The sequence below is a fragment of the Rickettsia endosymbiont of Thecocarcelia acutangulata genome (genome assembly GCF_964263195.1).
GTDB lineage: Bacteria > Pseudomonadota > Alphaproteobacteria > Rickettsiales > Rickettsiaceae > Rickettsia > Rickettsia felis.
Map to the genome: position 1 here is coordinate 1023183 of NZ_OZ181652.1, position 24788 is coordinate 1047970.

Sequence of the window (24788 nt, forward strand, 5' to 3'; positions counted from 1 at the left end):
TGCAGGAGTAACTTGGTATTGCGTTAGAAGTAAAAACGCAAAAAAAGCTAAATTAAAACAATATATTGATGAAATTGAAGCTGAAAGAGCTGCTGAAAATAAACTTGCTGTTAACTATACTGAAGAGCATAACGCTCTTAACAACAGCACAGAGCATAATGATCATACTACGGTAGATATGACCGGAGTCTCCTATGATGACGAAGGTACTCCTGTATAGATAAACTTAGAGTTTTGATTTTTAGTCAACATTTATCAATTCTTTTAGCTTTTCTTTTGCTGCTTCTTTAGAACGTAGACTTGCATAAGAGTCATGGTGTTTTTTATCTTCAATAAAATGTACAAAGAAAATTTTTCTGCCATTTTTTTGTAACCAACCTATAAACCAACCTATTTGACGTTCTTTGAGCTTTACAGTTCTATCTTCATTAAGGCGATTTCCACTACCTGTTTTGCCGTAGAGCTTCCACCCATCTGCAAAATCTTCAATAAACATAATATTTTTTGTCATTTCTTGAGCTTTAAGGCTTACGGGTAATTGATTTGCAACAAGTTTTTGAAGAAAAGCTAATTGTTCTTCAGAAGAAATTTCTAAAGAACTAGAAAGCCATGAATTAGTTAAACCGTTATTCTTTCCTTTATCTCCTGAAATATCACGATTACCATAATCAAATTTTGTTACATAATCACGGAATTTTTCATAACCTAATTCTTTAGTAATAAGACGTGAATACCAAAGACAGCTGTTTTTCATCCAGTCTTTAGGCGTATGCGCGGCTGCTTCCAAACTTCAAGATAATCGTCATATCCTTCTTTAAAAGGTAACTCCGGATGAGTTTCATCAATTAAAAACCCATCATCATAACCCATCAAGCTTAAGACAATTTTAAATGTTGAACATGGAGCATAACGAGACTCGCAATTACCTTCTTGTTTAATAAATTTATCATTTTCTTTAACTAGAAAACAATTAGCTTTAGTTATAAAAGGTATAGTAAGTGATATTAATTCAGTTAGATATAAAATAATTTTTTTCATAGGTTAAAATAGGTGGTTTTGTTGCATAATACCGATGTCATTCCCGCTAGGCATTGTTGCGTGGATCGGAAAACACGCTCGGTGTCATACCGTGGCTTGACCACGGTATCCAGTTTAAAAATAGTAAAACAACATAGACTCTAAACTGTATTTCTGGATACCGTGGTCAAGCCACAGTATGACAGTATACTTAATAAATCTCTTGAGATTGATCTTCTTTACTCAGCACATAATCAAAAATATCATTATTATCGATCATATCTTCATTCTCAAGCATCTGAACATTATTGACTTTAAACGCTTCTATAACAGTGCCGCTTGGTGTAATTTTACCGGTTGCTCTATCTACGGCGATTAGCTTAATTGAATCCGGAACTTTGAAAGGCAGCGATGGCTCATCCTTATAAGCATTACTCATAAAATCAATAAAAATCGGCAATACTACGTTTGAACCTGTTGCTCTTTTTCCAAGCTCTTTCGGTGTATCGTAACCGACATAACTACCTACTACTATTTTGGGTGTAAAACCTACAAACCATGTATCTTTACTATCGTTACTAGTACCGGTTTTTCCACCGATAATTTTCCCTAACTTCTTCGCAGCATAGCCAGTACCTCTATCTATTGCTCCGGTTAAAAACGAAGTAATTTGATAATCGCTAGCTTCATCCGTAACTCTATAAATATCTTCTTTCGGTATTTCTAATATTGCGATATCTAAATTGCTATCCGAAACATTACAAGAAAGACATTCTCTATTATCTCGCCTATAAATAATTTTACCGTTACGGTCTTTAATTAATTCTACAAAATGAGGTTCAACTTTTTTACCGCCGTTAGCAATAATTGCATAGGCATTAGTCATTCTGCTAAGTGTGGTTTCAATTGAACCAAGTACCATAGAGTAAACTTTTTTCAGTTCATTATTAATACCGAATCGCTTAATTATATCAACGATTTTTGTAAGTCCTACGGCAGTTGCAACTCTTACAGTTATAAGATTACGAGATTTTTCAAGACCGGTACGCATAGTAATTTCACCTAAAAACTTACCCTCATAATTTTTAGGACGCCAGCTAGGCATCCCCGGACCTTGCGAAATCTCAATAGGTCCATCGTTAAAAATCTGATTCGGCTTAATACCGTTTTCAAGAGCTGCTAAATAAACAAAGGTTTTACTCAAAGAACCCGGTTGATGAAGTGCTTGAGTTACTCTATCAAATTTACTTGTGGAAAAATCATAACCGCCGACGCTTGCAAGTACCTGTCCGGTATTTGGGTTCATAACCATAATAGCCCCGTTTACTTCCGGAATCTGCCGAAGAGCATAGCCGTCTTTTATAGGTTCAACCACTATCACATCACCTTTTTTAAGCAAGGTCTTAACTGATTTAAGATTACTTCTTGCCCATTTCATTTCAGCAATAGGCATCTTAGATTTACTGCCGTCTATAAGTCCAATCTCTGCATGATTATCAGTCACATCCAGAACTACAGCTAATTTATACTCTAAAAGCGATGGAGGAGTCGGTAGTTTTTTTAGCTCCTCTTGCCAATTATCAAGAGGAATATTAGCTATAGGCTTTCTAAAACCACGCCTTCTATCAAACTCTCTCAGACCTTTTCTTAGAGAATTTTCGGCTAATTGCTGCATCTTTGCATCTAAAGAAGTGATAATAGTAAGACCTCCGGTATAAAATTCTTCCTTACTATTTAACATCCTAATTACTTCTTCTCTAACCTGTGCAGCATAATAATCTGCCGTAACAGTTTCTTCTTTAGCTCGTTTACGTAAAACTATCGGGCTATCCATAGCTTCTTTCGCAGCATCTTTTGTTATGTAACCATCTTCAAACATACGTGCTATTACATAATCACGACGAGCTTTTACTCTAGCGTAGTTTCTCTCTGGATTAAGTTCAGAAGGGGCTTTAGGCAGTGCCGCAATAAAAGCTGATTCTGCAATAGTAAGTTCCTCTACGGATTTATTAAAATAATTTTGTGCAGCTGCCGCAACACCGTAAGCACCACGACCAAAAAATGTTTGATTAAGATATAATTCTAAGATTTGATCCTTAGTAAATACTCTTGAAATCATATAAGAAAGAATCGCTTCCTTAATCTTACGTTCAAGAGAAACTTCGTTAGTTAGCAGAAAATTTTTAACCACTTGCTGAGTAATTGTAGACGCTCCTTCCATACGCCTATGATGTAAATAATTAGATATATTTAAAAATGCCGCTCTAACTATTCCAAGTAAATCGACACCAGGATGGTTATAAAAATTCTTATCCTCGGCTGCAATAAAACTTTCTATTAATGAACTAGGTATGCTATTAATCGGTACAAATACACGACGTTCAAAAGCGTATTCCTCCATTAATTTACCGTCATGAGAATAGATACGTGTTACCGACGGAGGATAATAACGTGCAAGCTGTGAGTAATCAGGCAAATCACGTGAATAGTGATATATTATATAAGCAGTAATCCCGCAACCTAATAAAATAAGTACGGTAAAAATTTTTAAACAAAAAAATAGAGATTTATACATTTAATAGATAATATTTTTTTACATTATAATAGAATATAGGTATTGCCCGCATGGATACCGATGTCATTCCTGCGTAAGCGGGAAGACGTTGTTGCGTGGACCGGTAAAACCTACTGCGTCACCCCGTGGCTTGACCACGGGGTCCATAAAAACAATAAAAAATACTAATAATTATTAGTATTTTAACTGGATCACGTGGTCAAGCCACGGGATGACAGAGATGAAATTGATCCACGCAACAACGCCATGCGGGAATGACATAAAGAGCATTTAAATTATACACTTTATAGGCAGTGCAAGAAATTTATCAGAAAAACTGATTATTTCATCGCCGTTATAAAGTATAATGCCACGCATAATTCGTGGGGCTAATGCTTCCGATAAATCTTTAAGACCCGTAAAATGCCGGCTCTGAATAGTTTCTGTGGCTTTACACTCTATGCCACAAAATACATCACCTTTATATAAAAGAAAATCAACTTCTTTTCCTAAATGCGTACGATAAAATGCTTGCTCTATACCCGTAGTTAAGGTTAATATTTTCCTAAGTTCTGCCCATAACCATGTTTCAAATATTGTTCCATAGTAAGGGCTATTTAACAATAAGTTAGGACTTGTTATGCCGTTTAAATACGACGCATAACCTGAATCATTCATATAAATTTTAGAGGTTTTTATTAATCTTTTACGTGTGTTACTAAACCAAGGAGTTAATTGATTTACTTGAAAAGTTGTTTCTAAAATCTCTAAATATCTTGATATTGTTCTTTGATCTAGCCCTATTTCAATACTTAAATTTTTTTGATTTAATAAATTACCGCTTTGTAAACCAATCAAGCGAAAAAGTTTAGCAAAGGAAACAACATCTAAAAACTTATTTATATTTCGTACATCTCGCTCAATATAGGCTGATTGATAAGAAGAAAACCAACGTTCACGAAATCTTTCTTGCTTTTTTAATACAACTTCCGGAAATCCGCCATAGAAAATATATTCATTTAAAGATTGGTTATTTATTTTTGGTTTATATTCTAACTCTTTAGTCCATTTGTCTTTTAATTCAGGAATAGTTGCTCCTGAAAAAATATCTAATATAAAAGAAGAAGGGTTATTTTGATTTAAAATTTCTCCTAAACTTAACCCTTCAAGATGTATTATGTCAACACGTCCTGCTAAACTTTCAGATACTCCCGGATAAGAAAAAATATTAGCCGATCCGGTTAAAAGGAAACGCCCCGGTCTCTTATCTTCATCAATTGACTTTTTTATAGCTTTTAAAAGATCCGGGACTCTTTGAATCTCATCAATAGCAAGAGGATAACTTGCATTTTTTATAAATCCATGAGGATCATTAGTTACTGCTTCTAATTGCGAAATATCGTCTAAAGTAATATATGATTTAAAAATTCCTTCGTCATATAATTGTTTTACTACTGTAGACTTACCAACTTGTCTCGCTCCAATAACAAGAACTGCAGAAAAATCTTTTAAAGATTGCTTTACAAACGATGTTATATGTCTTTTTATCATGTTGTAAATAATAACATACATAGGCTTTTATTTACAACATTTATTTTTGTAATACGTAAATTACATAATTAAACTATCTCGCCACTTAAGCTATTCATTGCGGCTTTAGTAATTTTTACATCAATGATTTTACCAAGTAAAGATTTATTAGGGTTTTGGATATATACGGACTGCATGTATGGAGTTTTACCTATTATTTGATCATAGAATTTACCACTACGATCAAATAGAACTTTCATAGTACTACCGACACAAGTTTCATTAAGAGCTAGTTGCTGAGCCATCAGTTCTTTTTGCAATATAGTTAATCTCTCTGATTTTATGTGTTCCGGAACTTGATCCGTTCTAGTTGCTCCCGGCGTACCGGGACGAGGGCTATATTTAAACGAATAGCACTGACCGTATTTTACTCTGCGGACCAAATCTAAAGTATCCTCAAAATCTTCATCCGTTTCATCGGGAAAACCGACAATGAAATCAGAGGACAACACTATATCGGGCCTTGCTTCTCTTAAGCGATTAATTATATCAAAATAATAATCCAGATCATGTTTGCGGTTCATTGCTTTTAATATTTAATTTGAACCTGACTGCACCGGTAGATGTAAAAACGGCATTAATTTAGGCTCAGTACCGTGTAGTTTTATTAGATCATCAGTCATATCTATCGGGTGCGACGTCATATAACGCAATCTCTCTAAATTTGGGATTTGTGCTAGATGTCCCAGTAAATCGGCTAGAGTAAATATCTTATCATCAGGTCCTTTACCGTGATAAGCATTAACATTTTGCCCAAGTAGTGTAATTTCTTTAGCACCGCTGCTAACTACTTTTAACGCTTCTCTATAGACCTGCTCTACGTTCCTTGAAAATTCAGCTCCTCTCGTATAAGGCACCACACAGAAAGTACAAAATTTATCGCATCCTTCTTGCACCGATATAAAGAAAGCTACTAGCACCTTGCGGATATAATTGTTCCGGTAAATTATCAAATTTCGCTTCTTCAACAAAATCAAGATCGATTAAATGTTTTTCGTGTCTAACGACTTTTGAGATTAATTCCGGTAGGTTATAATAAGATTGCGGACCGACAACAATATCGACATAAGGAGTTCTTGAGAAAATCTCTTCTCCTTCCGCCTGAGCAACACAACCGGCTACAACTATTATTGCAAAATTTAAACCTTGTTTTTTTCTAGTATCTTGTAGTTTCTTAATACGACCAAGTTCAGAATAAGTTTTCTCGGCTGCTTTTTCTCTGATATGACAGGTATTTAGGATAATAACATCAGCATCTTCTATATTTTCCGTAGGTTCATAACCAAAAAGGATAAAGCAAATCTTGCATCTTAACGGAGTCATAAACATTCATCTGACAGCCGTAGGTCTTAATATAAAGCTTCTTACTCATAAAATTTTATATATATCTTTAAACTACAATACTATACGAAGATCAACTTCAAAAAGAGCTAGAAGTTCTCAAGGCGAGGATCGCAGCGTATACTTAATACGTGAGAACCGGAGCTCTTGTAGAACGACGCAGCCAATTTTTGAAGTTCATCGAGTATATTATAAAAAGTTTTATATCATACTATATTTAGATAATTTTATCAAATTTTAAATAAACCGAAAACACTATCCATCTGCTCTTCTTGTTTTAATCAATTCATCCACTAGAGAAATTTTTTCTCCTGTAGTATCTATATAATCTTGCACTTTTGTTTGTAATTTTGCTAAAGCTTGATTTGGAGTAGTAATACAAATTATACTTTCTTTTTTATGGGCTTTATCTTTTATTTTCTTTTTTGCCATATTAGTAATACTTTATAACGAATAGTATTTTTATCAAATAAGGATAAACATACCATATTATTTTTTATTTATAAATTCAGCTAAGCTTTAAACTAACATCTTGACGTATTAATCTTATCCATATAAATTTACATGGATAATGACTAAGTGGATATGTGATTGAGCATTTTTTAGCAAAAGAAATTGAATTTAAAATATTACTATTTATTAATTCTTGCTGTGCAGATTCTTTCGGTGATTTCTTTTAATTTTTCTATTCTTTCAATAAGATAAAGCAGCTGTTCTTTAGTAATTTTATAATTTTTATCATATCTTGCTTTAACATATGCTTCCTTTAGCAACTTAAAACATTCTTTTTGCTCAGGAGTTGCTATAGCAAAAACTTGCAACAACTCACTATTATAGTTTTTGGCCCTACTACCCAATTTTTTTATATCATGCAATTTCGGTTTATAATTAGAAAAAACTAATAAAATAGTACTGTAAAAACTTTCTGTAGCTTGATGTAACTCAAAAGCACATTTATTTAAATATCCTTTTTCTAGTGAATTTTTACAATCTAAAAAACTCTTACCTCTATCAAACCATTCTTCATAGTAATCTTTAGCAATTTCTTTCATCTCGCTCCAAGGTAAATCTTTAGCTTCGCTAAGCATAAATTCCTTGCTATCATATAAAAGAACGCCTTCTTTTTTTATATCCGTATAAAAATAACGTCCTTTTTCTAGCTGCCTATTTATTTCCTCTATTGACTCAAGAATTATAGATATTTCTGAATCATATGGGATAATCTGGTCTTTTATTACTCCGGTTTTTTCTAATCTCTTATATATTTTATCCTCTAATCTTAAAGCAGCGAGTCCTTTATATTTACCTTTTTTTAGAATTATTAAAATATCGGTATCGCTATGATAGCCGTTAGGTAGATCACGTACCCAATCACCTCTAGCAAAAGAGCCGTACAAGATAATCATAGCAATTTTATCCTGTGCAATATCTAAAATCTGCTGCACTATAAAATTAAGCCTTGCTCTAATTTTAAGAGAACGTTCGGGTAAGGTGGTTTTCATTTAAATATCTATATTTTATATTTCTGCTTTTAGCTTTTTTATTTCTTCTATGGATATTCCTGTCATCTCATGTATTTCTTCTATAGGTATTTTTTTAGTTAGCATTTTCTTTATTATTTCAATTTTTCCCTTTTCTATCCCCTTTTCCATACCGGCATTAAACTTTTCCTCAAACTTGTCTATTTCTTGTTGTATAGCCATTTCAGCCCTAAAATAATCATCATGCTCTTGGTCTGTCCATTTATATTGCTCTAAACTTGCATATGCCGATAACACAATTTCATTTTTAATTTCTTTTGGCGGTTCTTGTTCTTGCGAAGCATATTTTAATAAATGTAACCATTCATCGGTATCATCTTTAAAATCATTTTTTTTAAATTTTCCTAGTTCAATAAATACATAAGTTAATGAAAACAAATATTGTTTATGGGTATTGCTTTCTTTTATATAATGATAGCTAACATACGGCAATTCATCAGGCAAAGCTTTTGTTCCTATGATAGAAATTATTACTACCGGCAATAAATCCCTATGTTTCATACCTTTCTTAATTTGACTAACATAGGTATAACAACCGTAAAACTGTGTTCTATTAAGATAATCTTTCTCCATTTTACGCTGCATTTCGATTATATACCATCTACCGGTTTCATCTTTAACTTTTAGATCGAATAAGCTTCTTTTTCCTTCAAGAAATAAAGGCAATTGTTCAGTAGTTATATAACTTAAATCTATGATTCTATCTCCTTTCGATAACCTAAGAAGAGAGTTCAATAAATTTATTAATTTTACTTTATCACTAAATAATTTTTTAAATGCGACATCATTTGTACCGTCTAAATATCTTTGCATAAATAATTATATTTTTAGTAAGTTTGCATATATAGCAAATTAACCTCAGATAGTAAACTACTTTTACAATTTATTATAAATATTAGACTTCTTGCATAACTTATCTTATAAAGAGGAATCCTCCTGGAAACACGGAAGCACTTGCCACCGCAGCGTATATAAATACGTGAGGATGCTAGTTACCTTCTTGATGTACAAATTACCTTTAGAAGGAGGTTATGCAAAAAGTCTATTAATACCTATCATTATCATCATATACCCCCCAAATTACTTTCTTAGAAATCCAACCTGTGTAATTCTTACATGTAATTTGGCAGAATTGTTCTTTGCATTTTTTTAAACCGCAGCGAACCTTGGGCATTAATTTTGCTATAACTCGGCTTTTAGGGGCTGCTGATTTGGTAAGCTCTATTTCCTTATCGGAGGTAATAACTACTGATCTTTTACCTGATAAAACACTTGAATGTATCCAACCACCTTCGCCGTTAATGTCACGTACTTGTCGCCATTGTTCGTACTCTACAGTTATTTCTACCGGTTCGCCTTTTTTAACAAAAACCCATTCTACGGCAGATTTAGTGGTTGGTCCGCTCCTTGCATTTACTTCATTAGATTTTATTGAAACAAATCTTGGAATAGGCAATTTTTTATTATCGGCGTTAATTGTTGTTGATAATATTATCGTAATTAAAATGATAAAAACTTTAATCATTATCTTCCACTTCAGATAAAGCATCCTCTTTTTTTGCTATTATATAATTACCAAGCCTAAATTGTACTTTTATTCTATTAATTTCCTGCTCGCTAATACCTATATTTTTTAGGACTGTTCCACCGATTTGTAATCCAGTCTCATAACTTTCCGGAATAATAGTTGTGGCACCTAAATCATAAAACTCTCTAGCATTTTTTAAATTTTTTAACTTAACGACAACCGGTATATCCTGATAATTACCGCTAATTGTTTTAAGCGATTTCTTAATAGTTACTTGATTATTCATAGTAAGTATTATAGCGAATGCTCTTTCCGTACCTAATGCCTTTAGAGTATCGGCTTGCGATACGTCACCTTTAAAAACCGGTAAACCGTTTGATAGCTCTTCTTTAACTCTATCATCATCTAAATCAAGTATTACGTAACTTATACCTTCCGCTTCCAAAACTCTTGCTACCATTTTACCGGTATTACCAAGACCGGCAATAATAATATGGTTTGTTAAGTCTCTTGCCCCAAGCTCAATCATTTGAGTCGGAGTTTTACCGAGTCCTTTATCGACTTTCTCGGCAATCTTTTTCCCTAAAGCTGCGAGTAATGGAGTAAGTGCCATAGTAAAAGTAACTACGAGTAATAATATATCGGCAGTACTTTCTTCTAATACTCCGCTATCTTTACCTAAACTGAATAATATAAAACCAAACTCTCCACCTTGCGATAATAATAAGCCTGAATAAAAAGCAACTCCTTTATTAAAACCGAATAAAATACAAAAAGCCGTTATGATTAAGGTTTTTATACCTATTAAAGCAATAGATAAAGTAAGAATATGAGATATTTTTTCATACATTTCTAGTGCGTCGATATTCATACCGACGGTCATGAAAAACAATCCTAAAAATAAACTTTTGAAAGGATAAATACTTTCTTCTGCCTGCAATCTAAATTCGGTTTCTGCAACTAATACTCCGGCAACAAATGCTCCTAGAGCTAAAGACAAACCAAATGTTTCGGTAGCCCAAGCAGCAGAAAGTACTATTAACAAAGTCATTGAAATAGGTAACTCGCTTGCATTATTACTTTCTGATGAAATGAAAGAAAATACAGGACGAAGAAAAACACGACCGACAATAAATATTGTAAGTAAGGCCGTTACGGCTTTTAAGAGTGCAATACCAAGAGCCGCCGCAAGCGAAGCTTTATTACTATCGGCAAGTAGCGGCACTACCACAAGCAATGGAACTACGGCCAAATCTTGCAGTAACAGAATAGCTAAAGAAACTCTTCCTATTTGCGTTGATTGACTACGATTTTCCTCAATAACCTGCATAACAAGTGCCGTAGATGAAAGGGCAAGACCACCGCCGGTAATAATAGCCGCACTACTATTGCCGTCTATAAGTACCATTGCACCGGCAATTACTATAGCAGTCGTTAAAACTTGCAAACTACCTAGACCAAAGACATATCGTCTCATAGCTTTTAATCGCTCGAATGATAACTCAAGACCTATTGCAAATAATAGAAATACTACACCAAGTTCACCTAGTAACTTAGTTTGGTCATATGTTACGATTTTTAAACCGTGATCACCTATTGCAGCTCCTGCAATTAAGTAACCAAGTACCGGACTTAATCTAAGACGCTTAAGTATAGACACGATAAAAACCGCAGTACCGAGTAAAATTATAACGTTAATAAGAATATGATCGTTCATCTTTTCCAAATTTCTTCTAGCTTAAAATGCTCCCGTGCTTCAGGATAAAAAATATTAATTAAAATAGTACCTGCATCTATTAGTACCCACTCTGATTTACCAAGCCCCTCAATATTACTATTTATACCGGCATTATTTTTTAATTCTAAAGCTACATATTCAGCAATTGCTCCAACATTTTTAGTCGAACGACCGCTAGCAAATATAATATAATCGGCTAATTTATGTTTTCCTGTTAAATCAATTACCTCAATATCTTCTGCTTTTTTCTCATTCAAACATTCTAAGATAAATAATTTTAATTCTTCAGCTTCTTTTTTCATAATAATTAATAAATGACATAATAATATTAATTATTATATGCATAAGAGTAAAGTTTATCAATGAATGTTTAAAATTCTATAATAAAAATTCATATAAAGCTTTACTTTAACTAAAAAAAACTTTAATTAATATTTAGGCTTTTATATCTAAAAAGTGATAAAATAATGGCAATATCTGCAGAAGAGTTAGAAAAAATACTTAAGGAATCCTTTCCAAACAGTATAATAAAAATTACTGATTTAGTAGGAGATCAAGACCATTATGCATTAGAAATATCAGATGTTCAATTTAATGGACTTTCTTTAATTAATCAACATAAATTAGTAAAAAACGCCCTGTCTGAAATATTAAATAAAAAACTACATGTAATTACCATAAAAACTATCGCAGTTCCTGAAAAATAATTACAAATATTAATATAATAAATCTTGCACAAATTCAACTTATTATTTAATTAACCTTATACTTAACTTAGTTTCTATGAAGCTTTCTAATTGATTTGCTATTTTGAGGTATTTTTTAGCGAAAATTAATAAGATTTTTGAAGGAATAGTTATTCATATTTTCAAAAAAATCTTATAATTTGCAGTAAAAAATAATCAAAATTAAATCTTTTTTAGAAAGCTTCATAGAGCCTAGTATTAAGATTATAATTTTTCTGATTGCATCAGTCAACAATATGTTGACTTCTATTCTTACATAGAGTATATTATAATTTAATCTATTCTCATCTCTAAATGCAATATAAACTCAGCTTTTCTAAAACAGCTTTAAAAAACTTACTCAAAATTTCTACAAACAAAAGAAAAGCTATATTAGAAAAATTAGAACAACTAAAATTAAATCCTTATAAGGAAAATAATAATATCGAGAAATTAATAGGATACGATGGTTATAGATTAAGGATTGGAGATTATAGAGTTATATAATAGAATAAATAAAGGAAAGTTAGAAATTCTAGTAATTAATGTTGATGTTAGAGGATAGGTATATAAATGAGTAATAAACATATAATAGAATATCAAGGGAAACCTGCTTTTGTTGTTATACCTTTTAATGAATATCAGGAACTTATCAATAAGAAACAATGTATTACCGATGAAACATTATACGCCGAAGCTATAGCCAAAAATGAGGAATATTTTCCTGAAGATTTGGTACAAAAAATTCTAAACGGCGAAAATCCTATTAAAGTTTATCGTGAATATAGAGGGTTATCTCAAGAACAATTAGCTATTAAAATTGGTAAAACTAAGCAATATATATCATTTATTGAGAAAGGATTACGAAAAGGCACAATAGATACGCTAAAAAAACTAAGTACTGTTTTAAATGTTGATTTAGATATGTTATGATTTGCAGCAAAAAATAACCAGAATTAACTCTTTATTAGAAATATTCACACAGCTAATATTTATAACGCTTAGATTATATAAGGAGTAAAATTTATTTTTACTCCTTATTAATTTATATAGATTTACTCTTCAAGTTGTTTTTTTATCCATTTCTTATGTTTTTGTTCATCTAAAAGACCTTGTTTTAAAGTTTTTGATGCATCATGCCATTTATTACTATGCTCATTTAATCTTTCATAAGCAGTATTAGTATCTTCTTCATTTGTATGCATAGCATATAATATAGCTTTATCATCAACTAAATCAGCAAGTATCACTTTACCTTTTGTCAGCCATTGCTTACTACTTGGTCCTTTTATTGTGTTTTCTCGTTATGTTTTGATAAAAGCTTATTTAACTCTTTTACATGTCTTTCATGGTCCGTTTTAAAGGCATCTAACTGTTTTTTGTAATCTTCATTAGTAATTCTATTAATAGCAGTTTTATATGCTTCGATAGCATCGTAATCAAGCTCTATAAGTTCTTTTATTGCATCGGCAAAATTATTTGGGGTTCCTACTAAAGTTGTAATGTTAGCCTCCTTAATTTTTGGTTGCAATTATAAGCCTACTCCTTAAATTTTTTCAGGTCAAGGTTAAAAAAACAACAATAAAAATAAATTTTTTATAAGTAAACAGTAATTAACTTTATTGTTAAAAATAATAGTTTATAATATTTTAATTTAGGTTGACTCACCCTATAAATTTTTCTACCATCATATATGGAGCTACTGAAAACGAAAAAAAGTGGTTCTGTATTATTAACTAACCCGAATATTTAGGAGGGAATTATGACTAATAATAACAAAGGCTTCGCCTCTAGAGACAAAGAAAAAGCTGCTAAAGGAGGACATGCTTCTCACGGAGGACATCATGGTCATAACGATCATGATCACGGATCAGGAAAACAGGGCTTTGCCTCTATGGATAAAGAAAAGGTAAGAGAAATAGCTGCTAAAGGAGGGCATGCTTCTCATAAAGGCAGCCATTAGGATAATAGATAGAAAATATTAAATAGCGAGCTATTCAGGATAAAAACTTATCCTGAATAGTGATAAGGTAATCAAAGACATTATTAAGCTTCATCTTTGATTATAAAATAAAATTTACTACTTAGTTAAGGATAGAAATTTTATAGTTCTTATCCTTAACTGATGCGGATTTTTAGAAGTTTACTTTAAGTCTTAGCGTACCGGATTGAGCATGGTATTTTTTAGCTAAGTTCAGCCCGTAATGCACTCCATACTCCATTCTACCTTTCTTAACTACTACCCCTGCTCCTAAATCATACAGCATTTTAGTAGGTTTAGGCGTCGGTACCGAAAGACTCATTAAGACCGTTAAGATCTGCGATGATTGCCGGTGTCTTACCTTTAAAGTCGTAATTAATAAAGGCATGAACTTGCGGTCTAATTATGAACTCATCCTTATAGAAAGTTGTTTTAATTTCACCGCCGAGTATACCCTCAACCTTATTATATTGACGCTTCTGAATAGTTAGGTTTTGGAAAGAAGTACCGTATTCCTGATAACCGGAATCTTTAATCTTAGTAAATCTTAAACCTGCCATCGGTGCGAATGAAGTTTCTTTCCATAGATAATTATAACCCCCAACTACTTGACCGCTATAAGAAGTTGAATGATACTTACCGTGTGCCGTTTCATAACCGCCTATAATATTACGTAGTTCATTAGTTTTAATATCGCTTCGTGAATAGGTAGTTACTCCTTCTACAAACCAGTTATTTACAAAGTTATACAAACCGTATATAGAACCCATGTTAGTTCCGACCTTAGTAGTATTGCCGGATTTGGCATTTTGGTAACGTAACTTCGTATCGACTCTAGTGTAAGCAGCTCCAAGTACTATATTATCGTTTATAACGGTATCGACCCCGATTGAGCCACCGGTAGATTTAGCTTTATAACCGCTAAACCCGTTAAAGGCTTTTTGTACCGCTTTGCCGTAATATGGGCTAACCCATACTCCGTAAACGGAATTATTAGCGTTACCTTCATCGAGTTCACAGTCACCGCCTCCGACAGCTGCACCTCTCTTACGTGAGGTAGCATCTTCTGCTGCAGGATTTGCACCATCCTCTGCTGCATCTTTAAGAGTCTTAAGTCTCTTACCTACTTCTTGAGTACCGGTACTAGTATTATCATGAGCAGCATTAAAGCCGTCATTCGCATTAGAACGACTTATTCCGCTACCTGAATTTCCACCGCTACCTGTACCTGAAGAATTATCTCGGCTACTACCTATAGCAGGCATACCGCTCTCAGAACTGCCTCCCATATTGTTACTATTATTAGCAGGAGAAACACCTGTTGTTGTAGGATTACCACTATTACCGTATGGACTGCTTCCGCTGTTGGTTACACCGCCGTTAGAACCTGCACCACCATAGCTTGAGCCGCCTGTGCCTACACTACCGCCTGTTACCGGACCGTTAGAACTTGTACCACCCTGACCAACTGAAGGAGTATACCCACCGACATTATTACGAGTACTACCTGTTGATGGGCTGTATACACTATTACCGCCGGCAGGTGAGTTACCGCCTGTACCAATATTAGAACCTGTACCACTTGGAGTAGTTCCACTGTTGCCAACGCCACCGGTTGAAGCTGGACCATTATAGCTTGTACCGCCTGTACCTACACTGCCACCTGAAGTAGCGGAAGTAGATGGAACATAGCCAGCAGGATTGCCGCCTGATGACGGACCATTGTAGCTGGTACCGCCTGTACCTACACTACCGCCTGATGACGGACCGTTATAACTTGTGCCGCCTGTACCTACATTACTTCCTGAAGCTCCACCAGTACTAACTGACGGATTACCTCCTACGCTTGAGGTTGGTATTGTACCGACGTTACCCGGACCGTAAGAATTGCTTCCAACATTAGCTAGACCACTGCCCGTAGTGCCTGTAGCTCCACCTGTACCAACTGACGGATTACCTCCTGTAGTACCGCCTGTGCCGGGACCGTTAGGACCAAAGCCACCAACGCTACCGCCTGTAGCCGGACCGCTTGGAGCCACAACACTTGGACCATTCGGAGTAAATACTCCGCCGGTTACAGAACCACTAGGAGCATTTCCACCCGTGCCAGGACCGTTAGGACCAAAGCCACCAACGCTACCGCCTGTAGCCGGACCGCTTGGAGCCACAACACTTGGACCATTCGGAGTAAATACTCCACCGGTTACAGAACCGCTAGGAGCATTTCCTCCTGTGCCGGGACCATTAGGACCAAATCCGCGAGTGCCGATAACAGGCACAACGTTATTAGCCGGATTACTTGGGTTGCTTGGGGTAAATACTCCGCCGGTTACAGAAGCACTAGGAGCATTTCCTCCTGTACCCGGACCGTTAGGTCCAAAGCCACCGGTGCCTGTAACTGGAGTAGTCGGAGTATTATATCCTGCTGGATTGCTAGGTGTTACATCGTAGCCGCCCGGAGTGGTAGGCGGAACATATATATTGTTAACTACACTACCGCTAGTTGGTGGCGGCTGTATAGGGCTAAAACCTCCAACACTCAGACCGACAGAAGGCCCCATAGGAGTAAGCGGAATAGTTACTCTGTGTATTTCATTTGAAAGACGCTCGATTATAGGTAATAGGTGCTTAATTACCGCAGCCCTTTGATCTATAGGTGTATTTACTAAAACATTTGTAACTTTTGCCGCATCACTACCCGGAGGAGCTTTTATTATCTTACCTATAATATTATCAATAACATTATCTCCTGTTGGTTCTATCGGTAAAAGTACAAAGAAATTACCTGTAATTTGCCATCTGACGAAGCTGCCTTCATTAGCCGTTACGTTAAACGGTAGATTTGCAGCATTACCGACTATTATACTACCTCCTGCTGCACTAATGACAGGATAAGCACTACCTTCTCCAATAGCAGACGGGTTATTTTGAGCAGTTAAAAATACTTTATAGAAGAAACATTTGATAAATCAAAGGTATTACCGCTTGCGAGTACTATATTACCGCTATTTGCGTTACCTGTCTGACCTATGTTTATAGTATCATAGAAGACATTAATAATAAGCTCACCGGTGGGAGTAGCAGAGCCTGTATAAGTAACTTGATTATTACCAAGGTCAAAAGTAATATTACTACCTGATATATTACCCCCAACATTTACTTTAGTATTATCACCGGTAAACATCATTGTCGCCTGAACGGCAACTATAGTATTTGCTCCTAAATTCGACGCAATGAAAGCTGTTTTCTTCGATGCAAAAGTAATAACATTCGCACCAGTTACCGCTTTTTGTAGCCATACGTCATCATCGAATTTATGGCTACCGCCGTTAATCGGTGCTTGTACAAGTGCAGCATTAGTATATTCTGCTGAAGAATCGCTACTGCTTCCTTTGAAGTTCTCTGAAACGATTTTTGTTTTGTAATTAAATTTCGTGGTTGCTCTAGGCACTTTAACACCGCCAACAGTTCCACAGCTATATCTAAGCTCCTACTGTTATAACCGGTAAATACAGCTGATTTACCGGCATCAATAGTAATATCTTTAGCATAGGTATCCCCTTTTACCGTGCCTTTATTACTACTGAACTGAACTAGTTTAAGGTTTAAATTCTCACCGCCTAAATCATCGGTAAAACCGTTATCGGCATTAAATATCGCCGTACCCTCGTTATTAGTTTTGGTTGTGACACTAGAGTAAACATCTTGGCTATCAATGGTGAATTTATTATCCGTAAGAAATTCAATAGTCTTAAGATGATTAGAATCTGAACCAAACGGCGAAGTACCTGTTGTTAAGTCATTGGATAATGCAATAGTATGAATTTTATTACCGCTAGTAGCAGCTCCATCGATTTGCGTTATACCTTTAAATGTTGCAGTAACTGAGTTAGAGGTAGTGAAGTTAAGGTTATTAATATATGCCGGACTTAAAAATGTTACGTCTGAACCATCCACTTGAAAAGTATTTAAAGGCATAGCAGCACTTCCAACCGGATCTTTATAAGTTTCAGCTTCATTACTATCTGCTATCCATAACGTATCATTTACTACATTTATTAAAGCACCCGGTTGAACAAGAGTACCAGGAACAGGGGAAGCACCTACAATAATTGCAAGATTAAAATCATCTAAGGTTTTAATTCTTGCTCCGTTACCGGGAACTAAATAAATAGCATTTCCCTCACCTTTACCGGAAAATATCATTTCACCGGCTTGAAGCACTATGTTACCAATCTCATTACCTGTACCAACGTCACCGCTAATACTACCGCCGTTATTAAATGTTAAATTAACGGCTTTACCCCCGCTGGTATTAATGCCGCCGGTTAAATTAGTAGCTTGCGTAAATACTATATCACCGGTACCGGTTCCTTGGACTTCAGTAATCGACATATTACCGCCGGAATTAATCGTGACGGTGCTGTTGTCAGCCCCTGCTTGTAGCATTGCAAGGTTTGTAATTGTATTGTTACCGCCAACAGTACCTATAGTACCGTTATCCATAAAGACTACAGTACCGTTAGGTTGACCGCCGGTACTCGTTATATTACCGGTAATAAGTGCCGGTATATTATTTTTTGCATCACTAGCAAATATTGCGGTACCGGCATTATTTTGGAAATCCATATTACCGTTAATCTGTACGACTCCAAGCTTAGTAGCACCTGAGAAGAAAGCATCTGCATTGACGACTCCTATAGCAAGCTGTGGCACCGAGACGTCAATACTCTTGGTATTAATCGCAGTTACTTCTATTGTACCTAACCCAGAAAATTTTATTTGTTGTAGTGGATGATTAGCAGTACCAAGTGAAAGAATAGGATTAACTCCCTTATTTTTAACACCGTTTATTACTAATGTAGTATTGGCATTTTCAGCATTTAACTCAACTATACCGAAATTTGCAGCACCGGGTTCTATATTACCGGTTAGATATATGGTACTTGTTTTATTGGCAACTGTCGAAGTAGTCATTAATTTTAAAACAGATGAAACGTTTTTAAATGCAACACCCGGTGCATCTAAGCCAAAATCAGCATTTATTGCATCAAGTGCATAAGTAGCCGCTCCGTTTGCAGTATTATCACCGATGTTAATTTCATCAATGCTTGCCGAGGTAAGTGATGCATCGGCAAAAACCCCGCCGGCCGCAATATTAAGCACTGCAGTATTACTCACATCAAGTTTATTTGTCCCTAAAGTAACATTAGTACCAGCAACTCCGACATTACCACTAACATTTATAACAGCAAGGGGATTTGCCTTTGTACCAAGAGTTTCATTACCAACATTACCCTGCAAAGTTAACACATTTTTATTTGGCGGAGTATTAGAAGTGCTACTTAAATTAACAATACCGCCCGCATTGCCAACATTGACAAAACCATCGACATTATTCGTAAAGGTAACTTGTTGATTTTTGCTAGTAGTTAAACCAAATATGGAGTTAGTATTATTCAAATTAATAGCACTTTCTAGAGTTTAAAGCCTTGTTAGATACGTCTACCGTAAATGCTGCGGCTGCATTTCCTTGCCCGATATTAATTGTTTGTACCGTACCTATACTTGAATCAGTAGCCGTTAAAGTAGTGCCGGTAGTATAAACGTTTAATGTTCCTGTGTTCCCGTTTGTAATTGGGCTGTTAAGTAAATAGCCTGCAGAATTTGTACCTGAAAACTCTAAAACACCTCCACCTGCTCCAAAATCTACTGCAACCGCATTATTAGCCGTTCCAAGCGACCCACTTAAATTTGCCGTAGCACCGTTAGTGAAAGTGAGGCTCGCTGCTGATACATTCTGCGTAAAGTTTACTATATTTCCAGCAACTCCTTTAATACTTATTGTATTGATATTACTTATAGCACCGTTTACGTTAGCACCGCCTAAAAATACTAAATTACCGTTAACTGCGTTACTACTTGTAACAACACCTAAATTACCGCCGTCATTAACATTAACCGTACCTGCATTACCTACAAAATCCGTTTGCCCACCGATATTCGTAGTATTAATAGTACCTGCTCCACCAAACGTTGCCGTACCTGTAATATTCCCTGTATATGTTCCTGTTCCAACAGTAACGTTACCCGTAGTATTCGTAGTCAATTGACCAGCTTCGACTGATGCATTACCGGTAAAGCCACCAGCAGCCGTAGCTACCACACCTGCATTATTTATCGTCAGATTAGTTGCACTAGATGCTCCGTTTATCGTAACAACCCCTGCTCCGTTAAGGTTTAAAGCCGTAATACCGGTAACGGGTCCTAATGTTCCTGCTCCTAACACGTTAATGGTACCGTTAATACCGCCCGTACTTGTTACTACCGCTAATTGTCCATTATTAGCAAGATTTATTATACCGGCATTATTGCCGAAATCCGTTGCTCCACCGATAGTTGTGGTATTAATAATACTTGCTCCTAAAAAAGTTGCCGTACCCGTAATATCCCCTGTATATGTTCCTGTTCCGACAGTTACGTCACCTGTAGTATTTGTTGTAAATTGACCAGCTCCAACTGCAGCATCACCGGTAAAACCACCAGCAGCAGTAGCTACTACACCTGCATTATTTATCGTCAGATTAGTTGCACTAGATGCTCCGTTTATCGTAACAACCCCTGCTCCGTTAAGATTTAAAGCCGCAATGCCTGTCACAGGTCCAAGTGTACCTGCTCCTAATACATTAACAGTACCGTTAATACCGCCCGTACTTGTTACTGCCGCTAAATTACCGCCTGCAGCAAGATTTACCGTACCTGCATTATTTAGAAAATCTGTGTTTCCGGTAATATTAGTTACTGCAAGCGTAGTAGTGTTTGTAAAATTGACCGGTCCGTTAACAGTGGTAAGAGTTAAATTACCTGCTATACCTGTAGAAAGAGGGTTCGCTATATTAATTGTAGGCGTAATTGTGATATCACCGTTGCCGGATAATATTATAGAATTTAACGTATTTCCGCCATTAATACCTAAATTATTTGCACCGGTTATCGTTAAAAGACCGCCGGTTGAACTTAACTGAATTATACCGCTCGCCGCTGCTGCACCGGGATTTAAATCCCCATTCATTGTAACCGTTACATTGCCGTTACTTGTAATATTTAATATTGAACCAGCATTATTGAATTTCATATTAGCAGTACTAATATTAAAATTCGCATTAGGCGTTAAGATATACGTTCCGATTCCATTCCCATCACCGATATTTATATTAGCAATAGTTGATGAAGTAATACTGTTATCAGTAAATGTAGAACCTCCTTGCAGATTTAATGCTGCAGATCCTTAAGCCGGCTTGTGCATTAACAATACCTTTTATGTTTATTGCATTTAAATTATTAGTTGCACCAATGGTTTTGTTGCCTGCTAATATTAAGTTACCATTAGTACCGTCAACTGTATTTATATTAAGTGCACCATTCAATGCTAAAGCACCTCCCGCAACGGTAACCGTAAACATTCCGTCCATTGGGCCTACAACATTACCTATATTAATTGTTGCAAGTGTTCCGATACTTGACATCACTAGCAAGAAGATTAGTATAAACGTCTAATATACCATTATTAGCCTGAAGAACCGGACTTGCAAAAGTATAAGGATTTATGCCTACAACACCGTTAAATTGAAGTCTAGCTAATGCATTGTTATAATTAACCCCTGCTGTTGCAGTTAAATTTCCACCCACGGTAGCCACACCAGTGCTAGTATAATTAAACTGAACAACTCTAACATCACCTCCTAAATCAACAGTTGTAGTATTATCGCCTTGAACATTTAATATATTAATAGGATTTGTAGCTCCTACAGCTCCGGTAACCGTACTATTACCGACAAAATTTAATATATTAGCACCTCCGGCTACCGTATTATCTATATTCCCGCCGGTAGCACCGCCGACATTTGCCTTGTCATCTATTGTCACTTGTGCGGCCTTACCGTTAAAATCTATGTCAGAAATTACGTTTTGTTGAAATCGTGTTAACGAGTTGTGCGTAAATTGTACTACCCCTCAAACACCGGTATCAATTGCTGTTGTCCAATCTACACCATAATCCGGATCTACTCCCGGATTAAGAATCTCATACTGATTACCTATCTGAATAGTTTGTGCAAAGATAGTTCCTGTAACCGTAACCGGATTTTCATTTAGCAATTGTCCCGGCTCATTGGCTATCCCATCGGTACTAAATATGTTAAGCCTTTTTGTTCCCGCCGTTCCGTTACCGCTACCTGCATTAAGTGCAATTTCTCGGCTACCGGCAGCCACGTGTCCCCCTAATTGCCCCCATAAATCCTGTGCAAGAACAGTGGTACGGTAGCTATAAATTTTGCTTGATTTGGTGATTCATTAGTTACTACATAAAGAGAATTTGGACCGCTCCAATTGATATTTGCTATAGGTTGTGCGTCTACAACTTCAGGAGGACCACCGGGATAAAGTGCTAAATCTGAAGTATCGGTTACAAGATTATATCTTGAGTTAACAAGGTCACTGATATTAATAGCATTTGCCTTAGTCCAAGCCGGATCTTTAACAACAAATTCAGTATCAACAACTATTGTAAGATTGTTTTGCCCCTGAAGACCGGTTATACATAGTGTCTTCAGTAAAGAAAATAGTAGAATTAGCAGGAGCAAGAACAGTAGAAGCAACACTCAAAGTACTAGCAGTACCGTTAAAATTCATATTATTAATGTAATAATTGTTACCTGTTAAAGTTAGACTCGCCCCGTCATTAGGAACATTGACACTTAGTCCATCTCCAGCACCACTAGATGTAACATTACCAAGATTTATTGCTGTATTGGCCGGTACAGTCATAACTGCGTTATTATTGGCACCTATATTTAAAGAACCAATTGAAATTGAAACATCCGCAGTGAAATTATACAGCCCTCCAAGTACTAAATCGTCATCTGGGGCAAAAGGTGTTCCTCCATCAAGGTTAAAGCCTGTGGATAACACAGCATCCTGACCTATGACAGTTCGGAGTCTAAGAGCATTCGTGCTCGCAAGTATCATTGCCGCCGCCGAAGCTGTAGTAAACATTCCTTTTTTTATTAAATTTTTTAGAGTATTTTTTCGTTGAGTTGACATAATATCTCCTAAATTTGGACTTAATTTTTCTAAATTATCAATTCGAGACTAGTATTCATTAAACAAATATAAATTTTCTGTATTTTGGAAGATTTTTAAAAATCTTTGGTAAATGAGATTAAGATAAAAATTCTTAATATTTTTGTTAGGTTCTGTGAACATTTCTAATTAATTTGCTATTTTTTAGAGATGTTCGCAGAACCTATGTTGCACTTTTAAAAAAAGTTAATAATAAAATTAATTTTTTATTCAGGGCTTTAATTAATATTAATAATAAAAGAGGATAAGATGAAATGATTAATAATTATTAAAAGAACAAAAATTTTTCTAACTTATAATTTTGTTATATAAATAACACATTACTTTTAGTTGAAAAACATTAATTAAATACTAAAATATCTATAAAAATACTTATAAATAAAGTATTTTCTACTTATAGAAAGTAATTATAAGTTACTTTTTCTTGTTTAAAATAAATTAAACTTTATGTGTTTTTTGTAGAAATTCGGTAAATCGTATATAAAACTTAAGAAATACCCAAACCGTCATTGCGAGAAGAAACTGCAAGTTTCGACGAAGCAATCTCAGGATATTTGACAAGATTGCCACGCTCACTTACGTTCGCTCGCAATGACGATATCTTGCTTTATTGAGCAAAATCTATAAATTTTTGCATAAACAAATTGATTTGCTACGAATAATAGAGTATATAGTATAGACATAATTAATTCTCGGGGCGTAGCGCAGCCTGGTAGCGCATCTGGTTTGGGACCAGAGGGTCGGGAGTTCGAATCTCTCCGCCCCGACCATAAAAACATAAATTATAATGTCAAAAGACGACCTCATTCAGTTTACAGGTACAGTACTTGAACTTTTACCTAATGCTACTTTTAGAGTAAAGCTTGAGAATGATCATGTAATTATTGCTCATACTTCCGGTAGGATGCGTAAAAATCGTATCAGAATATTACTAGGGGATAAAGTTACGGTAGAAATGACTCCTTATGATTTAACTAAGGGGCGTGTGATTCATCGTCACTAGTCTTTATAAGTATGAAGCAGAACAAAAAAAAACTACCGATTATATTAGCATCAAGCTCTCCTGCAAGAATTGAGTTACTAAACAGAATCAAAATTATCCCTTCACAAATTATTCCGGCAGATATAGACGAAACACCTAATTTGCGTGAATTACCAGCTCCCTTAACCATAAGACTTGCTTACGAAAAAGCTATAAAAGTTGCATCTCAAATAGAGGAATCCGCTATAATTATAGCTGCCGATACCATAGCGGCAGTAGGTAGAAGAATATTGCCGAAAGCTACTACTTATGAAGAAGTCACGAATTGTATTAAGATGTTATCCGGACGTCGTCATCACGTCTATACCGGTTTATGTATTATCAAAAAAGAGAATGATCAGCTTACAGTTAGGCAAAAAATAGTTCAGACTATTGTTAAGTTCAAAAAATTAAGTGATGAAGAGATTAATTTTTATTGTTCTTTGGATGAGGGAATAGATAAAGCCGGCGGCTGTAAAATTTCCGGTTATGCAGAAGCTTTTATCTCATTTATTTCCGGCTCATATTCAAATGTTATGGGATTACCTTTATTTGAAACGGTAAATACTCTAACTTCTTTAGGTTTTAAGGTATATAATCGCTAATAGTCG

26 protein-coding genes, 1 tRNA gene and 2 pseudogenes are annotated in these 24788 nt (G+C 35.3%); 7 read left to right on the forward strand and 22 right to left on the reverse strand.

Features of this window, described 5'->3' with window-relative positions; genetic code table 11:
• Window positions 1-241 precede the first annotated feature (241 nt).
• The 10 genes and pseudogenes from blaOXA to rsfS form a co-directional block, all read right to left on the reverse strand.
• A pseudogene (blaOXA, locus tag ACE38Q_RS05565) lies at window positions 242-1038 on the reverse strand (class D beta-lactamase).
• A gap of 190 nt (window positions 1039-1228) precedes the next feature.
• On the reverse strand, window positions 1229-3592 hold the full coding sequence (locus ACE38Q_RS05570; RefSeq protein WP_500190401.1) for a penicillin-binding protein 1A: 2364 nt from the start codon (window positions 3590-3592) through the stop codon (window positions 1229-1231).
• Between the two features lie 270 nt (window positions 3593-3862).
• On the reverse strand, window positions 3863-5122 hold the full coding sequence (locus tag ACE38Q_RS05575) for an ATP-binding protein (protein ID WP_500190402.1): 1260 nt from the start codon (window positions 5120-5122) through the stop codon (window positions 3863-3865).
• Window positions 5123-5190: 68 nt separating this feature from the next.
• Window positions 5191-6533: pseudogene (gene miaB, locus ACE38Q_RS05580) on the reverse strand (tRNA (N6-isopentenyl adenosine(37)-C2)-methylthiotransferase MiaB).
• 224 nt (window positions 6534-6757) lie between these two features.
• A complete protein-coding gene (locus tag ACE38Q_RS05585; protein ID WP_500190403.1) occupies window positions 6758-6934 on the reverse strand; it encodes a hypothetical protein in 177 nt (58 codons plus the stop codon).
• A 200-nt stretch (window positions 6935-7134) separates the two neighbouring features.
• Window positions 7135-8004 (reverse strand): HEPN domain-containing protein, encoded by an 870-nt coding sequence (locus ACE38Q_RS05590; protein ID WP_500190404.1) that lies wholly within the window; start codon window positions 8002-8004, stop codon window positions 7135-7137.
• A gap of 15 nt (window positions 8005-8019) precedes the next feature.
• Entirely contained in the window at window positions 8020-8856 is an 837-nt protein-coding gene (locus ACE38Q_RS05595) for an Rpn family recombination-promoting nuclease/putative transposase (RefSeq protein ID WP_500190405.1), read from the reverse strand.
• A 232-nt stretch (window positions 8857-9088) separates the two neighbouring features.
• Window positions 9089-9568 (reverse strand): SH3 domain-containing protein, encoded by a 480-nt coding sequence (locus ACE38Q_RS05600; RefSeq protein WP_500190406.1) that lies wholly within the window; start codon window positions 9566-9568, stop codon window positions 9089-9091.
• On the reverse strand, window positions 9561-11288 hold the full coding sequence (locus ACE38Q_RS05605) for a monovalent cation:proton antiporter-2 (CPA2) family protein (protein WP_500190407.1): 1728 nt from the start codon (window positions 11286-11288) through the stop codon (window positions 9561-9563). Before ACE38Q_RS05605 ends, ACE38Q_RS05600 begins: the two co-directional genes overlap by 8 nt.
• On the reverse strand, window positions 11285-11611 hold the full coding sequence (gene rsfS / locus ACE38Q_RS05610) for a ribosome silencing factor (RefSeq protein ID WP_011271584.1): 327 nt from the start codon (window positions 11609-11611) through the stop codon (window positions 11285-11287). The genes ACE38Q_RS05605 and rsfS overlap by 4 nt, the downstream gene beginning before the upstream one ends.
• Window positions 11612-11776: 165 nt before the next feature.
• Between rsfS and ACE38Q_RS05615 the strand changes: the two genes are divergently transcribed.
• The 3 genes from ACE38Q_RS05615 (at window position 11777) to ACE38Q_RS05625 (ending at window position 12967) form a co-directional block, all read left to right on the forward strand.
• Complete coding sequence (locus tag ACE38Q_RS05615; protein WP_500190408.1) at window positions 11777-12016, forward strand: BolA/IbaG family iron-sulfur metabolism protein; 240 nt, start codon at window positions 11777-11779, stop codon at window positions 12014-12016.
• Window positions 12017-12349: 333 nt separating this feature from the next.
• The gene (locus ACE38Q_RS05620) at window positions 12350-12541 is read left to right on the forward strand and encodes a type II toxin-antitoxin system RelE family toxin (RefSeq protein WP_500190409.1); all 192 of its coding nucleotides are present in this window, start codon (window positions 12350-12352) and stop codon (window positions 12539-12541) included.
• Between the two features lie 66 nt (window positions 12542-12607).
• The gene (locus tag ACE38Q_RS05625; RefSeq protein ID WP_011271587.1) at window positions 12608-12967 is read left to right on the forward strand and encodes a helix-turn-helix domain-containing protein; all 360 of its coding nucleotides are present in this window, start codon (window positions 12608-12610) and stop codon (window positions 12965-12967) included.
• 122 nt (window positions 12968-13089) lie between these two features.
• Here the strand turns inward: ACE38Q_RS05625 and ACE38Q_RS05630 are convergent, their stop codons facing one another.
• Window positions 13090-13284, reverse strand: coding sequence for a hypothetical protein (locus ACE38Q_RS05630; protein ID WP_500190410.1), 195 nt, complete (start codon window positions 13282-13284; stop codon window positions 13090-13092).
• A gap of 38 nt (window positions 13285-13322) precedes the next feature.
• Window positions 13323-13565 (reverse strand): DUF2383 domain-containing protein, encoded by a 243-nt coding sequence (locus tag ACE38Q_RS05635; RefSeq protein ID WP_500190411.1) that lies wholly within the window; start codon window positions 13563-13565, stop codon window positions 13323-13325.
• A gap of 231 nt (window positions 13566-13796) precedes the next feature.
• Here ACE38Q_RS05635 and ACE38Q_RS05640 point away from each other — a divergent pair, with 231 nt between their 5' ends.
• Window positions 13797-13997, forward strand: coding sequence for a KGG domain-containing protein (locus ACE38Q_RS05640; protein ID WP_410527585.1), 201 nt, complete (start codon window positions 13797-13799; stop codon window positions 13995-13997).
• Window positions 13998-14169: 172 nt separating this feature from the next.
• Here ACE38Q_RS05640 and ACE38Q_RS05645 read toward each other — a convergent pair whose 3' ends face one another.
• The 10 genes from ACE38Q_RS05645 to ACE38Q_RS05690 all read right to left on the reverse strand — a co-directional run bounded on the left by ACE38Q_RS05645 (window position 14170) and on the right by ACE38Q_RS05690 (window position 23117).
• Window positions 14170-14337: a hypothetical protein gene (locus tag ACE38Q_RS05645; protein WP_500190412.1), complete on the reverse strand. Its 168-nt coding sequence runs from the start codon at window positions 14335-14337 to the stop codon at window positions 14170-14172.
• On the reverse strand, window positions 14312-16576 hold the full coding sequence (locus ACE38Q_RS05650) for an autotransporter family protein (protein ID WP_500190413.1): 2265 nt from the start codon (window positions 16574-16576) through the stop codon (window positions 14312-14314). Before ACE38Q_RS05650 ends, ACE38Q_RS05645 begins: the two co-directional genes overlap by 26 nt.
• A gap of 374 nt (window positions 16577-16950) precedes the next feature.
• Window positions 16951-17202: a hypothetical protein gene (locus ACE38Q_RS05655; protein WP_500190414.1), complete on the reverse strand. Its 252-nt coding sequence runs from the start codon at window positions 17200-17202 to the stop codon at window positions 16951-16953.
• Between the two features lie 92 nt (window positions 17203-17294).
• Entirely contained in the window at window positions 17295-19478 is a 2184-nt protein-coding gene (locus tag ACE38Q_RS05660; protein WP_500190415.1) for a beta strand repeat-containing protein, read from the reverse strand.
• A 1-nt stretch (window position 19479) separates the two neighbouring features.
• On the reverse strand, window positions 19480-21150 hold the full coding sequence (locus ACE38Q_RS05665; protein WP_500190416.1) for a beta strand repeat-containing protein: 1671 nt from the start codon (window positions 21148-21150) through the stop codon (window positions 19480-19482).
• A 109-nt stretch (window positions 21151-21259) separates the two neighbouring features.
• Window positions 21260-21541: a hypothetical protein gene (locus ACE38Q_RS05670; RefSeq protein WP_500190417.1), complete on the reverse strand. Its 282-nt coding sequence runs from the start codon at window positions 21539-21541 to the stop codon at window positions 21260-21262.
• The gene (locus tag ACE38Q_RS05675; protein WP_500190418.1) at window positions 21510-21941 is read right to left on the reverse strand and encodes a hypothetical protein; all 432 of its coding nucleotides are present in this window, start codon (window positions 21939-21941) and stop codon (window positions 21510-21512) included. The genes ACE38Q_RS05670 and ACE38Q_RS05675 overlap by 32 nt, the downstream gene beginning before the upstream one ends.
• 87 nt (window positions 21942-22028) lie before the next feature.
• A complete protein-coding gene (locus tag ACE38Q_RS05680) occupies window positions 22029-22286 on the reverse strand; it encodes a hypothetical protein (protein ID WP_500190419.1) in 258 nt (85 codons plus the stop codon).
• Window positions 22287-22294: 8 nt separating this feature from the next.
• Entirely contained in the window at window positions 22295-22657 is a 363-nt protein-coding gene (locus tag ACE38Q_RS05685; protein WP_500190420.1) for a hypothetical protein, read from the reverse strand.
• Complete coding sequence (locus ACE38Q_RS05690) at window positions 22569-23117, reverse strand: hypothetical protein (protein WP_500190421.1); 549 nt, start codon at window positions 23115-23117, stop codon at window positions 22569-22571. The genes ACE38Q_RS05685 and ACE38Q_RS05690 overlap by 89 nt, the downstream gene beginning before the upstream one ends.
• A 732-nt stretch (window positions 23118-23849) precedes the next feature.
• On the opposite strand from ACE38Q_RS05690, the gene ACE38Q_RS05695 reads away from it, so the two are divergent.
• From ACE38Q_RS05695 to ACE38Q_RS05705, 3 genes are all read left to right on the forward strand, one after another.
• A tRNA-Pro gene (locus ACE38Q_RS05695) sits at window positions 23850-23926 on the forward strand.
• A gap of 17 nt (window positions 23927-23943) precedes the next feature.
• On the forward strand, window positions 23944-24159 hold the full coding sequence (gene infA / locus ACE38Q_RS05700) for a translation initiation factor IF-1 (protein WP_008579354.1): 216 nt from the start codon (window positions 23944-23946) through the stop codon (window positions 24157-24159).
• An 11-nt stretch (window positions 24160-24170) separates the two neighbouring features.
• Window positions 24171-24782 (forward strand): Maf family protein, encoded by a 612-nt coding sequence (locus ACE38Q_RS05705; RefSeq protein ID WP_500190422.1) that lies wholly within the window; start codon window positions 24171-24173, stop codon window positions 24780-24782.
• The last annotated feature ends 6 nt before the right edge of the window (window positions 24783-24788 follow it).